This window comes from Blastococcus sp. SYSU DS0973 (genome assembly GCF_054051055.1).
Window position 1 is genome coordinate 43,504 of sequence record NZ_JBJHAN010000013.1, and the last position, 13,087, is coordinate 56,590.

Here is a 13,087-nt window from a genome sequence, read left to right on the forward strand (position 1 = left end):
CCGCTCGACGTAGCGGTGCACATCGGCTCGGAGGACGGCGCGTGAGATCAGCCGGGGGCGTCGTCCGGCCGGCTTATGAAGGCCCCGAGGATCTGCTGCGCGGCCAGCGCGGGGGTGAGCTCCCCGGCCAGCACCGCCTTCTCCAGCTCGGGGACGGCGGCGCGCACGCCGGGGTGCGCCCGCAGCGAGTGCTCGAGCCCGTCGCGCACCAGCTGCCAGGTCCAGCGCACCTGCTGGGTGCGGCGGCGCTCGTCGAAGGCCCCGGACGCCTTCGCCCGGTCCTGGTGCTCGACGAGCTTGGCCCACACCTCGTCCATGCCCTCGCCGGTCAGGCCGGCGCAGGTGAGCACCGGCACGTCCCACGGCTCGCCCCGGCCGCGCAGCATCCGGATCGCCGAGGAGAGCTCCCGCGCCGCCTTGCGGGCGTCGGCGGCCGCGGGCCCGTCGGCCTTGTTCACGGCGATGACGTCGGCGATCTCGAGGATGCCGCGCTTGATGCCCTGCAGCTGGTCACCGGTGCGCGCGATGGTCAGGAAGAGGAACGAGTCCACCATCTCCGCGACGGTGATCTCCGACTGGCCGACGCCGACGGTCTCCACCAGGACGACGTCGTAGCCGGCCGCCTCGACGACGACCATCGACTCGCGGGTGGCCTGCGCGACCCCGCCGAGCGTGCCCGAGGTCGGGGACGGCCGGATGAAGGCGTGCGGGTCGACGGCCAGCCGGGCCATGCGCGTCTTGTCGCCGAGGATGGAGCCGCCGGAGCGGGCCGACGACGGGTCGACGGCGAGCACCGCGACCTTCGACCCGCCGGCCGTGAGGTCCACCCCGAGCTGGTCGATGAAGGTGGACTTCCCGACCCCGGGCACCCCGCTGATGCCGACCCGGCGCGCCCCCCCGGCGTGCGGCAGCAGCTCCACCAGCAGCTCCTGCGCCTTCTCCCGGTGGTCGGCCCGCCGGGACTCCACGAGGGTGATGGTGCGCTCCATCACCCTCCGGTCCCCGGCGAGCACCCCCTCGACGAGCGCGGGGACATCGACCTCACGACCCATCAGCGACGGCCCTCAGTGACCCAGGCGCTCGGACAGCGTCCGCAGCAGCTCCTGGGCCGCCTCGGCGATGACCGTGCCGGGCGGGAAGACCGCGGCCGCGCCCATCTCCTTGAGGGTCGGCACGTCGTCGGGCGGGATCACCCCGCCGACCACGATCAGCACGTCGTCGGCGCCGAGCCCGGCCAGCGCGTCGCGCAGCGCGGGCACCAGCGTGAGGTGGCCCGCGGCCAGCGAGGAGACCCCGACGACGTGCACGTCGGCCTCCACCGCCTGCCGCGCGACCTCGTCCGGCGTCTGGAACAACGGGCCCACGTCGACGTCGAAGCCGAGGTCGGCGAACGCAGTGGCGATGACCTTCTGCCCCCGGTCGTGCCCGTCCTGGCCCATCTTGGCCACCAGGATCCGCGGCCGGCGGCCCTCGGCCTCGGCGAACTGCTCGGCCAGCCGGCGCGTCTCCTCCATCGGCCCGGATGCTCCTGCCTCGTCGCGGTACACGCCGGAGATGGTGCGCACCTGACCGGCGTGCCGGCCGTAGACGGCCTCGAGCGCGTCGGAGATCTCCCCGACGGTGGCCTTCGCCCGCGCGGCGTCGACGGCCAGCTTCAGCAGGTTGGTGTCGAGGTCGTTGCCGCGACGCCCCTCCGCGGCGGCGCGGGCGGCGTCGGTCAGCCGGCCCAGCGCCTCGGTGACGGCGCGGCCGTCGCGGTCGGCCCGTAGCTGCTCGAGCTTCGCCTTCTGCTGGGCGAGCACGTCGGCGTTGTCGACCTTGAGCACCTCGATCGCCTCGTCGGCGTCGACCCGGTACTTGTTGACGCCGATCACCGGCTGGCGACCGGAGTCGATCCGCGCCTGCGTGCGGGCGGCCGCCTCCTCGATCCGAAGCTTCGGGATGCCGTCGTCGATGGCCTGCGCCATGCCGCCGTGCTCGGCGACCTCCTGGATGTGCGCCCAGGCGCGGCGGGCCAGGTCGTAGGTGAGCTTCTCCACGTAGGCCGAGCCGCCCCACGGGTCGACGACGCGGGTGGTGCCCGACTCCTGCTGCAGCATCAACTGGGTGTTGCGGGCGATCCGCGCGGAGAAGTCGGTGGGCAGCGCGAGCGCCTCGTCGAGGGCGTTGGTGTGCAGCGACTGCGTGTGGCCCTGGGTGGCGGCCATCGCCTCCAGGCAGGTGCGGACGACGTTGTTGTAGACGTCCTGCGCGGTCAGCGACCAGCCCGAGGTCTGCGAGTGGGTGCGCAGCGAGAGCGACTTCGGGTTCTTCGCCCCCGCCTCCTTCACCAGCTTCGCCCACAGCAGGCGCCCGGCCCGCAGCTTCGCGACCTCCATGAAGAAGTTCATGCCGATGGCCCAGAAGAAGCTCAGCCGCGGGGCGAACGCATCGACGTCCATCCCGGCGGCCTGGCCGGCCTTCACGTACTCGACGCCGTCGGCCAGCGTGTACGCCAGCTCCAGGTCGGCCGTCGCCCCGGCCTCCTGGATGTGGTAGCCGGAGATCGAGATGGAGTTGAACTTCGGCATCTCCCGCGAGGTGAACGCGAAGATGTCGCTGATGATCTGCATCGAGGGCTTGGGCGGGTAGATGTAGGTGTTCCGCACCATGAACTCTTTGAGGATGTCGTTCTGGATGGTCCCGGTCAGCTGGGCCGGGGCCACCCCCTGCTCCTCGGCCGCGACGATGTAGAGCGCCAGCACGGGCAGCACCGCGCCGTTCATGGTCATGGAGACGCTCATCCTGTCCAGCGGGATGCCGTCGAACAGCTGCCGCATGTCCAGGATCGAGTCGATCGCGACGCCGGCCATGCCGACGTCCCCGGGGACCCGGGGGTGGTCGGAGTCGTAGCCGCGGTGGGTGGGCAGGTCGAAGGCGATCGACAGCCCCTTCTGCCCGGCGGCGAGGTTGCGCCGGTAGAAGGCGTTGGACGCAGCTGCCGTGGAGAAGCCCGCGTACTGGCGGACCGTCCACGGCTGCGTCGTGTACATCGTCGGGTAGGGCCCGCGCAGGAACGGCGGCAGCCCGGGCAGGGTCTCCAGGAAGTCGAGGTCGGCCAGGTCGGCCGGGGTGTACAGCGGCGGGACGGCGATGCCCTCGGGGGTCTCCCAGGCCGCCTCGGCCACGCCGCGGCCGGTCGCCTCCTCGAACGCCTTGGCCCAGTCGTCGGGCCCTGCGATCGAGGAGCCGCTGCCGCCCGACGGCCGGCCGAGCTCGACGGAACCGAAGTCGGGGATGTTGCTCATGCCTGAACTCCTTCGAGACCCAGCTCGGCGTGCACCGTCCGCAGCGCCGCGAGTGCGTCGCACCCGGCGAAGACGTAGCCGTCGACCCCGTCCACGGCGAGGTCGGGCTTGCCGGCCAGCCACACCTGCGTGGCGCCGGCCGCCCTGAGCTCCCGGGCGAGGCCCGCGGCGTTCCCGGCGTAGTCCTTGTCGGTGCCGCAGATGCAGGCCACCGTCGTGCCCGCGTCGGCGAACCCGCCCGCGCCGTCCCCGGCCGGCGTCGCCAGCCCACCGGCCTGGAACAGGTTGCCGGCGAACGTCGCGCGGGCGGTGTGCCGCGCGATCGGGCCTATCGTGGCGAGGTAGACCGCGGGCCGCTCCCCGCTCCGCGACGACATGGCCGCGTCGGCGGCGTCGCGCAGCGCCTCGAACTCCTGCGCCGCGCGGACCCGCGGCAGACCACCGGTGGCGGGCAGGATCTCCGCCGCCGGCTGCCGCTCGGGCAGCTTCTCGGTCAGGTTGGGGAACTCACTCACGCCGGTGATCGCGTCCGTGCGGGTGGCCAGCCGCTTCGCGCGGGCGTCCCACGCCCGGGCGATACGGTTCCGCACCAGGCCGGAGGCCAGTGCCGCGGAGAGCCCGCCGGCCCGCTCGATCTCGGTGAACCAGTCCCACGCCGCGCGGGCCAGGTCGTCGGTGAGCGACTCCACGTACCAGGAGCCGCCGGCCGGGTCGAGGACGCGGGCGAGGTGACCCTCCTCCACCAGCAGGCTCTGGGTGTTGCGCGCGATCCGGCGGGAGAAGGCGTCGGGCAGCCCTAGCGCGGCGTCGAACGGCTGCACCGTGACCGCATCCGCGCCGCCCACGCCCGCGGCGAAGCAGGCGACGGTCGTGCGCAGCAAGTTCACCCACGGGTCGCGCCTCGTCGTCATCACCGACGAGGTGACGGCGTGCTGGCGCTGGGCGCGCACCTCCGCCGACGCGCCGCTGACCTCGCCGACCCGGTCCCACAGCCGGCGGGCCGCGCGCAGCGCCGCGATGGTCGTGAACTGGTCGGCGCTGGCCGAGTAGCGGAACTCCAGCGCGGCGGCCGCCTCGTCGACCGACAGACCGGCCTCGGTCAGCGCCCGCAGGTACGCCACCCCGGCGGCCAGCGAGCAGCCGAGCTCCTCGACCACCGACGCCCCGGCGTCGTGGAACACGGTGCCGTCGACGACGACGGTGCGCAGGCCGACGTGCGGCGCCGCACGGCGAGCGACCCCGGCCAGCCCGGAGAGGTCCTGCTCCTGACCGGAGGTGGCCTGGACGCCGAGTGGGTCCAGGCCCAGCGAGCCGCCGGGGGCGAGGTCGGTGCGCCCCTCGACCAGGTCGAGGAACGCCTCGGCCGCCGCGAGCCCGCCCTGGACGCTGACCGGTGCCAGGTCGAGGTAGACGTCGGCGAGGACGTCCCCCAGCGACGCCACGGGGATCGCGCCGTCCCCGACCACCAGCCACAGGGAGGTGACGCCGTTCTCCAGGTCGGCGGCGATCGCCTCCCGGGTCACGGCGACGTCGGGGTGCGCGTGCCGCTGCCGGACGTCCCAGCCGCCGGGCGCGCCGCCTTCGGCCCCGCCGGCGGCGGTGACCTCGGCCGATCCGGCCGGGCCTCCGGACGGGCGGGCGCCGCGGACGAACGGCGGCAGGCCGGGGACGCCGACGGCGGTCGGGAGGTCGCCGGCGTCCTCGGCGGTGTACAGCGGGGCGACCGTGACGCCGGGGGCGACCGGGCGGCGCAGCGCGTCCTCGACCGGGTCGGGGAGGTCCTCGCGGCCGGCCTTGCGGAGCACGCCGGCGACGAGGTCGCGCCACTGGTCGCGGGTCACCGCGTCGAACTCGCCCGCGAGCGCCAGGGCCTCGGGCACCTCGTGCTCGGCCGGCACCTCGGCGTCGGCCGGTGCGCGTCCCTGACCGCTGCTGGTCTGCTGGTCGGTGGAACTCATCCTCGGTGGGTCTCCTCGACAGTCGGCCTGGCTGCAGTGTCTCCGGGCGCCGGTCGGCGCGTGCGAGGGGGTGGTGTCGGACCCGTCGGGGACGGTTCCGCGTCGGCCTCGAGGGCGAGCAGTGCGGTCCGGGCCAGCAGCCGCACGCCGACGCCGATCGCCCGCTCGTCGACGTCGAAGGTGCCCCGGTGCAGGTCGAGGGGGGCACCGCCCCCGTGCGTGCCCAGCCGGGCCAGCGCGATCGGCATGACGTCGGCGAACCAGCCGAAGTCCTCTCCGCCCATGCTCTGCGGCGAGAGGACCAGGTTCTCGGCGCCCACGCTGCCCAGCGCGGCCGACCGCAGGAGCGCCACCGAGCGGGGGTCGTTGACCACCGGCGGCACACCACGGATGTAGTCGACGCCGACGTCGGCGCCCGTCGTCGCGGCCACCCGCGCCACCAGCGAGCGCAGCAGGTCCTCGGCTCCCTTCCACGCGTCGCGGTCGAGCACCCGCACCGTGCCGCGCAGCGTGCCGCGCTGGGGGATGGCGTTGGCGGCGACACCCGCGTTCACCGCGCCCCAGACCAGCGACATCCCGACACGGGGGTCGACCTGCCGGGAGAGCAGCGAGGGCAGGTCGGTGATCAGCCGGCCGAGTGCGTCGACCAGGTCGACGGTGAGCTGCGGGCGGGCGGTGTGCCCCCCGGGGCCGGTGAGCGTGACGTCCATGCGGTCGCACGCGGCGGTGATGGGGCCGGTGCGCAGGCCGACCTTTCCGGCCGGCACCGACGGGTCGCAGTGCAGGGCGAAGGCGCGCGAGGCGCCGTCGAGGACGCCGGAGGCGACCACCTCGGTGGCGCCGCCGGGCACCGTCTCCTCCGCGGGCTGGAAGACGCACCGCACCCGGCCCGGGAGGCCGTCGAGGCCGGCGAGCGCCAGCGCGACGCCCAGGACGACGGTGGTGTGCACGTCGTGGCCGCAGGCGTGGCAGAGCCCGTCGCGGGTGGAGGCGTAGGGAACGTCCTTCAGGTCGGCCAGCGGCAGGGCGTCGATGTCGGCGCGCAGCACGACGACCGGCCCCTCGGCGTCGCCGACCTCGCAGACCAGGCCCGTGCCGGTGGGCAGCCGGCGCGGGCGGAGACCGGCCGCGCGCAGCCGCTGCTCGATGAACGACGTCGTCTCGAACTCGGCGAACGCCAGCTCCGGATGGGCGTGCAGGTGCCGCCGCACCGATACGAGTTCGGGGTGGTGCACCCCGACCCAGTCGTCGACGGCCGCGGTCAGCTTCTCGACGACCGGGGTCATGCGGCGTGCCCGCCCGCGCACTCCGCCGGTCCGGGCACCGGGCCGTCGGGGCTGCCCGCGGGACCGCTGGCCGGGAGGCCGTCGCGCAGCTCGGCGAGCAGGCTGTCGACGACGGGCCCGAGTTCGCCGTCGTGCTCCAGCGCCACCGCGCGCTGCCGCTGGTAGGAGGCGCCGACCTCCAGGATGCGCAGCACGTCGGCCAGCTCGCCCTCGCACTCCAGCCGCTTCGCGGTGGGCATCAGCTCCTCCACCAGCTCGGCGATGGCCTCGCGCACCGGGCGGACGGCGTAGTGCTCGTCGACCACGATCTCGGCGTCGAGGCCGTACCGGGACGCCCGCCACTTGTTCTCGCGGACCACCCACTCCTCGGGGCGGGGCAGGGTGTAACCGCGATCGAGCTGGGTGTCGAACTGCTCGACCAGGCACTGCGCGAGCGCGGCGACCGCGCCGACCTCGTCGAGGGTGGGCAGCCCGTCGCAGATGCGGAGCTCGACGGTGCCGAAGTCGGGGTGCGGCCGGATGTCCCACCACACCTCGCGGACGCTCTCGATGCTCCCGGTGGAGATCAGCGTCTCCATGTACTCCTCGAACTCGTTCCAGTCGGCGAGCTGGAAGGGCAGCCCGGCCGTGGGCATGCCCTCGAAGACCTTGGTGCGGGCCGAGGCCAGGCCGGTGTCGCAGCCGACCCAGAAGGGCGAGGACGACGACAGCGCCAGGAAGTGCGGCACGTACTGGCACAGCGCGTTGACGATCGGGATGACCTTCTCCGGCGCCCGGACGCCGACGTGCACGTGCACGCCGAAGATCTGCATCCGCCGGGCCAGCCACTGCATGCGCTCGACGAGCTGGTGGTAGCGCTCCTTGGGGGAGATCTCCTGGGTCTGCCAATCGGTGAACGGGTGGGTGCCGGCGCAGAGCAGCCCGAGCCCGCGCTCGTCGGCGGCGGCCACGACCTCGGCGAGGGTGCCGGCGAGGTCGGCCTTCGCCTCGCTCACGGTGGTGCAGACGCCGGTGATGATCTCGACGGTCGACTGCAGCAGCTCGTGCTTGGCCTTGGGGTGCTCCTCGGCGCCCTCGGGGCGGAGCGCCTCCAGGATCTCGACGGCGCCGGGCGACAGCTCGCGCGTCCGCCGGTCGACGAGCTGCAGCTCCCACTCCACACCGAGGCTGGCGCGCTCCGAGCTACGGAAGGGGATCTCCACCTCCGGGAGTCTAGGGACGATGCCCCCGGCCCACCCCCCGAGGCGGCGGCCGGCGGGCACGATCACCCGGGCGGTCGACCCCGCCGAGCCGCCGGGGATCCGCCGCCGGGCTCCTGCGTTAGCGTCCCTGCGTGAGCGAGCTCCCCGGAACCGACCCCACCGCCCTGGCCACCCAGGCGGCCGAGGCCCTGACCACCGCGCTCGGCGGCGAGCACGACGCCGCCGTCGTCATGGGCTCGGGCTGGGCCCCCGCGGCCGACGCGTTCGGCGAGGCCGCGGGCTCCGTGTCGATCGGCGACCTCCCCGGCTTCACGGCCCCGACCGTGGTCGGGCACGGTGGCGAGATCCGCTCGGTGCGGGTCGGGGACCGCAAGGTGCTGATCTTCCTGGGCCGCACCCACTACTACGAGGGCCGCGGCGTCGAGCCGGTCGTCCACGGCGTGCGCACGGCGGCGGCGGCGGGCGTGCGGACGGTGCTGCTGACCAACGCGGCCGGCGGGCTGGCGCCCGACCACCGGGTGGGCCAGGCGGTCGTGATCTCCGACCACCTCAACCTCACCGCCCGCTCGCCCCTGGTGGGCGCGGACTTCGTCGACCTCACCGACCTCTACTCCGCCCGCCTGCGGGAGCTGGCCCGGCAGCTGGACCCCTCGCTGGTCGAGGGCGTGTACGCCCAGCTCCCCGGCCCGCACTTCGAGACCCCGGCCGAGATCCGCATGCTGCGCACGCTCGGCGCGGACCTGGTCGGCATGTCCACCGCGCTGGAGGCCATCGCGGCCCGCGCGGCCGGCGTGGAGGTGTTCGGCCTCTCGATGGTCACCAACGCCGCGGCCGGCATCACCGGCGAGGCGCTGGACCACCAGGAGGTCCTCGCGGCGGGCAAGGCTGCGGCGGGTCGACTGGGGACGTTCCTGGTCGAGCTGATCGGGCGGCTCCCGTGAGCGGCGCGGCCTCGGGTCCCGTGCTGGTCACCGGCGCCGCCGGCCGGATCGGCACCGTGCTGCGCGCCGGGCTGCCCGAGCGCGGCTGGGCCCTGCGCTCGCTCGACGTCGTGGCCGTGCCGGAGCCGCGACCGGGTGAGGAGCACCTGGTCGCCGACGTCACCGACCTCGCGGCGATGACCGAGGCGGCCCGGGGCGCCTCGGCGGTCGTCCACCTGGCCGGCATCGCCGGCGAGTCGACGTGGGCGGCGATCTCGCACGCCAACATCGGCGGCACGTACGTCGCGCTGGAGGCAGCCCGGCAGGCCGGCGTCCCCCGCGTGGTCCTGGCCAGCAGCAACCACGCCACCGGCTACACCGAGCGACCGTCGGACGGGTTGCTGCGCGAGGTGGACGCGCCGCCGCGACCGGACACCTACTACGGCGTCTCTAAGGTGGCGATGGAGGCGCTTGGCTCGCTCTACGCCGACCGCTACGGCCTCGACGTCGTCTGCCTGCGCATCGGCAGCGCCTTCGCCGAGCCGACGACGACGCGGCAGCTGTCCACCTGGCTCTCCCCCGGCGACACGGTCTCCCTGGTCGACGCCGCGCTCTCCGCACCGTCGCCGGGCTTCTCGGTGGTGTGGGGCGTCTCCGACAACACCCGCCGCTGGTGGGACCTCTCCGCCGCCGAGGCGCTCGGATACCGGTCGGCCGACGACGCCGAGCGCTACGCCGCGGCGCTGGTCGAGTCGCACGGCGAGCCCGACCCCTCCGACCCGGTGCACCACCGCGTGGGCGGCGAGTACACGACGCCGGCGTTCGACGCGGAGAACTTCCCGGCATGACCGACGACCTGCTCGCCACCGCCCGGGCCTGGGCCGACGCCGATCCGCACGAGGGCGACCGCGCGGAGATCCTCGCCCTGGTCGACGCCGGCGACACCGCCGAGCTGGCCCGCCGCTTCGCCGGTCCGCTGACCTTCGGAACGGCGGGGCTGCGCGGACCGCTCCGGGCCGGACCGGCCGGGATGAACGCGGCCGTGGTGCTCCGTGCCGCGGCCGGGGTGGGCCGGCACCTGCTGGACACCGGGCACTGCGGCGGAACCGTCGTCATCGGCTTCGACGCCCGGCGGAGGTCCGACGAGTTCGCCCGCCTCTCGGCGCAGGTGTTCTCGGGCTTGGGCTTCGAGGTGCAGGTGCTGCCGCGACCGCTGCCCACCCCGGTGCTGGCGTTCGCCGTCCGGCACCTCGGCGCGGTGGCCGGGGTGATGGTCACCGCCAGCCACAACCCGCCGGACGACAACGGCTACAAGCTCTACCTGGAGCAGGGCGCCCAGCTCGTGCCACCGGTCGACCGCGCGATCGAGGAGGCCATCGCCGCCGTCGGCCCGGCGCGGGGGATCGCGCTCACCGGCGGCCACGCGATCCTCGGCGACGACATCCTGACCGAGTACGTGACCGCGGTGGTGCGGGCGCTGGACCCCGAGCGGGTGCCGGCCGCCGACCGGGCCGCGCTGACCGTCGCCTACACCGCCATGCACGGGGTGGGCGCGTCGACGACCCGGCTGGCCTTCGCCGCCGCCGGCTTCGCGGAGCCGGCCGGCGTGCCCGAGCAGGACGCGCCCGATCCGGCGTTCCCGACCACCTCCTTCCCGAACCCGGAGGAGCCCGGCGCGGTCGACCTGCTGCTGGCCCTGGCCGAGCGGGTGGGCGCCGACGTCGCGATCGCGCAGGACCCCGACGCCGACCGCTGCTCGGTGGTGTGCGGCGGCCGGCAGCTCACCGGCGACGAGGTCGGGGCGCTGCTGGCCGACTGGCTGCTGCGCCGCGGCGTGCGGGGGACGTACGCGTCGTCCCTGGTCAGCGGCTCGCTGATGCACGCGATCGCCGAGGCGCACGGCGCGCCGTCGGAGGAGACCCCGACCGGGTTCAAGTGGATCATGCGAGCCGGCTCCGCTGCGGCCCCGCTGGTGTACGGCTACGAGGAGGCGCTGGGCTACTCGGTGGCGCCCTCGGTCGTCCGCGACAAGGACGGCATCTCCGCCGCCCTGGCCGTGGCCCTGCTGGCGGCGGAGCTCAAGGCCGCCGGACGCACCCTGCTGGACCGGCTGGACGAGCTCGCCGACGAGCACGGGTTGTTCGTCACCGGGCAGCTGTCGGTGCGGGTCGAGGACCTCTCGGTCATCTCCGACGCGATGGCCCGGCTGCGCTCGGCGCCGCCCGCCGCGCTGCTGGGGCGGCCGGTGGAGTTCGCCGACCTCGCCGAGGGCTCGCCGCCGGTGGACGCCGTCCGGCTGCTCGGTGAGGGCGTGCGGGTGATCGTCCGGCCCAGCGGCACCGAGCCGAAGCTCAAGGCCTACCTGGAGACGGTCGTCCCGGTGCACGACGACGCCGGCCTGATCGCGGCCCGCGGGCGCGGGGCCGACGAGCTGGACCAGCTGCGCACGGAGATGTCGGCGGCCCTGGGGCTGTAGGGCGCTCGCGGCGCCTCCGCAGGCCTGTCCCGCCGTCGCATCCGGCCGGCCGGGAGGTACCGGTCCACCGGCCCGGTCCGCCGCCGCGTCGCCGGGACGGTCGTCACCCCACGGGCTCGCGGCAGCCCGAGTCCAGTGCACGGGCCGCCGTCGCCAGGACGGCGACGACGTCCCGGCCGAAACCGACGTCGCAGGGGTGGGTGCCACCGGCGACCGCCGCCGCGCCCAGTTCGTCCACCGCCACCTGGAAGGCGTCCACCGGGGCGTCGACGTCCGGGAGGACCACCAGCCGGCCGGCGTCGCCGTGCACGTAGAACTCGATGCCGGTCGACATGGGTGCGACGGTGTGCGACAGCGTCACCGTCGAGGCCGCCCCCGAGTCGTGGGTGAGCACCAGGTGCACGGTGTCCCGCAGGCCGGCACCGGCCTGGACGGCGACGACCGGCCCGAGCGCGGGCACGAGCAGCGACAGCGCGTGCGGGCCGATGTCCCACAGCGCCCCGTGCTCCTGCCGCCAGGGCGAGGTCGCGAAGGGGCTGCCGGCCAGCGAGGAGAGCCAGGAGCCGGAGCCACCGGCCAGGCGGGTCCGGGCGGCCTGGGTCAACCAGGTGGACGTGGCCGCCTGGAAGCGGAAGGTGAAGAACACGACCGAGGCGACGCCGGAACCGCGCACGGCGTCGACCACGCGGTCGGCGCCGGCCACGTCCAGCGCGATCGGCTTCTCGAGCAGCAGGTGCTTGCCTGCCTCGGCGGCGCGCACCGCGAGCGGCGCCTGGACGTCCGGCGGGAGGGCGATCGCCGCGGCGTCGACGCCGGCCAGCAGCGCGTCCACGTCGTGGTAGCCGGGGACCTCGAACTCCGCGCCCAGCGCCTTGGCCTTGGCGAGGTCGCGGCCCCACACGCCCACCAGCTCGGCGGACGGGTGCTCGGCGAGCGCGGTCGCGTGGACGGCGCGGGCCCAGTGGCCGGTGCCCAGCACCCCGAACCGCATAGTCAGACCGAGCCGAACTGGCGGTCGCCGGCATCGCCGAGCCCCGGGACGATGTAGGCCTTCTCGTCGAGCCCCTCGTCGATGCTGGCGGTGAAGACCCGCAGCGGCAGGCCGCTCCCCTCCAGGCGGCGGATGCCGTCCGGCGCCGCGAGCGCGCACAGCACGGTGATCGACGTCGTCCCGCGGGCGACGAGCAGCTCGCAGCAGTGCACCAGCGACCCGCCGGTGGCCAGCATCGGGTCGAGGACGAAGACGTCCCGCCCGACCAGCGTCTCCGGCAGCGAGGCCATGTATGCCTCGGGCTGGAACGTCTCCTCGTTGCGGGCCAGGCCGACGAAGCCCATCTGCGACTCGGGCAGCATCCCGTGCGCGGTGTCGGCCATGCCCAGCCCCGCCCGCAGCACGGGCACGATCAGCGGCGGCGCGGCCAGCCGGTAGCCCGTCGTCGTCGTGACCGGCGTGGTGATCTCCTGCTCGGCCACCTCGAGGTCACGGGTGGCCTCGTAGACGAGCATCTGCGTGAGCTCGCGCAGGGCGGCCCGGAACATGGCGTTGTCCGTGCGCTCGTCCCGCATGCGGGTCAGGCGGGCACGGGCCAACGGGTGGTCGACGACGGTCAGCTGCACGGGCGACACCGTATCGGCCGGAGTGGCGTTGCAACCCGGACGGCCGCCGGGAGGGCACCGACGGTCAACCGGCACGGGAGCGGAGGGTGTCTCCGCCGAGGCGGGGGAGGATGAGGATCTCGGTGCGGTCGGGGCGCCAGGTGCGCCATCGTCCGTCGGGTTGTCGTTCGATCCGGTATCCGTGGTGGACCTTGGTGTGGTGTCGTTCGCACACCAGCCCTGAGTTGTCCAGTGAGGTGTCGCCGCCCTCGGCCCAGTGGATCAGGTGGTGGACGTCGCACCAGTGGGACGGGGCGTCGCAGCCGGCGAACACGCAGCCGCCGTCGCGGGCCTCCACCGCC

11 protein-coding genes are annotated in these 13,087 nt (G+C 74.7%); 3 read left to right on the top strand and 8 right to left on the bottom strand.

Annotation, left to right across the window (positions count from 1 at the left end; all coding sequences use genetic code 11):
• Window positions 1-47: 47 nt before the first annotated feature.
• The 5 genes from meaB to ACI791_RS16935 are packed head-to-tail and all read right to left on the bottom strand — an operon-like array spanning window position 48 to window position 7,733.
• Window positions 48-1,052 carry a methylmalonyl Co-A mutase-associated GTPase MeaB gene (meaB, locus tag ACI791_RS16915; RefSeq protein WP_456587102.1) on the bottom strand — a complete coding sequence of 335 codons (1,005 nt, stop codon included), beginning with the start codon at window positions 1,050-1,052 and terminating at the stop codon, window positions 48-50.
• A 12-nt stretch (window positions 1,053-1,064) separates the two neighbouring features.
• The gene (gene scpA, locus ACI791_RS16920; protein WP_456587103.1) at window positions 1,065-3,287 is read right to left on the bottom strand and encodes a methylmalonyl-CoA mutase; all 2,223 of its coding nucleotides are present in this window, start codon (window positions 3,285-3,287) and stop codon (window positions 1,065-1,067) included.
• A complete protein-coding gene (locus tag ACI791_RS16925; protein WP_456587104.1) occupies window positions 3,284-5,245 on the bottom strand; it encodes a methylmalonyl-CoA mutase family protein in 1,962 nt (653 codons plus the stop codon). The genes scpA and ACI791_RS16925 overlap by 4 nt, the downstream gene beginning before the upstream one ends.
• Complete coding sequence (locus ACI791_RS16930; protein ID WP_456587105.1) at window positions 5,242-6,531, bottom strand: amidohydrolase; 1,290 nt, start codon at window positions 6,529-6,531, stop codon at window positions 5,242-5,244. The genes ACI791_RS16925 and ACI791_RS16930 overlap by 4 nt, the downstream gene beginning before the upstream one ends.
• Window positions 6,528-7,733 carry a glutamate--cysteine ligase gene (locus ACI791_RS16935; RefSeq protein WP_456587106.1) on the bottom strand — a complete coding sequence of 402 codons (1,206 nt, stop codon included), beginning with the start codon at window positions 7,731-7,733 and terminating at the stop codon, window positions 6,528-6,530. The genes ACI791_RS16930 and ACI791_RS16935 overlap by 4 nt, the downstream gene beginning before the upstream one ends.
• A 131-nt stretch (window positions 7,734-7,864) precedes the next feature.
• On the opposite strand from ACI791_RS16935, the gene ACI791_RS16940 reads away from it, so the two are divergent.
• From ACI791_RS16940 to ACI791_RS16950, 3 genes are read left to right on the top strand one after another with little or no spacing between them, the layout of a single operon-like run.
• Complete coding sequence (locus ACI791_RS16940) at window positions 7,865-8,674, top strand: purine-nucleoside phosphorylase (protein WP_456587107.1); 810 nt, start codon at window positions 7,865-7,867, stop codon at window positions 8,672-8,674.
• Window positions 8,671-9,501 (top strand): NAD-dependent epimerase/dehydratase family protein, encoded by an 831-nt coding sequence (locus ACI791_RS16945; RefSeq protein WP_456587108.1) that lies wholly within the window; start codon window positions 8,671-8,673, stop codon window positions 9,499-9,501. Before ACI791_RS16940 ends, ACI791_RS16945 begins: the two co-directional genes overlap by 4 nt.
• Window positions 9,498-11,129, top strand: a complete 1,632-nt coding sequence (locus tag ACI791_RS16950; RefSeq protein WP_456587109.1) for a phospho-sugar mutase — start codon at window positions 9,498-9,500, stop codon at window positions 11,127-11,129. Before ACI791_RS16945 ends, ACI791_RS16950 begins: the two co-directional genes overlap by 4 nt.
• Before the next feature lie 103 nt (window positions 11,130-11,232).
• On the opposite strand, the gene ACI791_RS16955 is transcribed toward ACI791_RS16950, so the two are convergent.
• From ACI791_RS16955 to ACI791_RS16965, 3 genes are all read right to left on the bottom strand, one after another.
• Window positions 11,233-12,120: a Gfo/Idh/MocA family protein gene (locus ACI791_RS16955; RefSeq protein ID WP_456587110.1), complete on the bottom strand. Its 888-nt coding sequence runs from the start codon at window positions 12,118-12,120 to the stop codon at window positions 11,233-11,235.
• A 2-nt stretch (window positions 12,121-12,122) separates the two neighbouring features.
• The gene (upp, locus tag ACI791_RS16960; protein WP_347057918.1) at window positions 12,123-12,746 is read right to left on the bottom strand and encodes a uracil phosphoribosyltransferase; all 624 of its coding nucleotides are present in this window, start codon (window positions 12,744-12,746) and stop codon (window positions 12,123-12,125) included.
• A gap of 64 nt (window positions 12,747-12,810) precedes the next feature.
• Window positions 12,811-13,087, bottom strand: a 277-nt coding sequence (locus ACI791_RS16965) for an HNH endonuclease signature motif containing protein (RefSeq protein ID WP_456587111.1), incomplete at its 5' end; no start/stop codon positions are given.

Bases quoted from the DNA above. Each gene is read 5' to 3' on its own strand.
- meaB (WP_456587102.1), bottom strand. From the start codon at position 1,052: ATGGGTCGTGAGGTCGATGTCCCCGCGCTCGTCGAGGGGGTGCTCGCC.
- ACI791_RS16950 (WP_456587109.1), top strand. From the start codon at position 9,498: ATGACCGACGACCTGCTCGCCACCGCCCGGGCCTGGGCCGACGCCGAT.
- ACI791_RS16955 (WP_456587110.1), bottom strand. From the start codon at position 12,120: ATGCGGTTCGGGGTGCTGGGCACCGGCCACTGGGCCCGCGCCGTCCAC.
- scpA (WP_456587103.1), bottom strand. From the start codon at position 3,287: ATGAGCAACATCCCCGACTTCGGTTCCGTCGAGCTCGGCCGGCCGTCG.
- ACI791_RS16925 (WP_456587104.1), bottom strand. From the start codon at position 5,245: ATGAGTTCCACCGACCAGCAGACCAGCAGCGGTCAGGGACGCGCACCG.
- ACI791_RS16930 (WP_456587105.1), bottom strand. From the start codon at position 6,531: ATGACCCCGGTCGTCGAGAAGCTGACCGCGGCCGTCGACGACTGGGTC.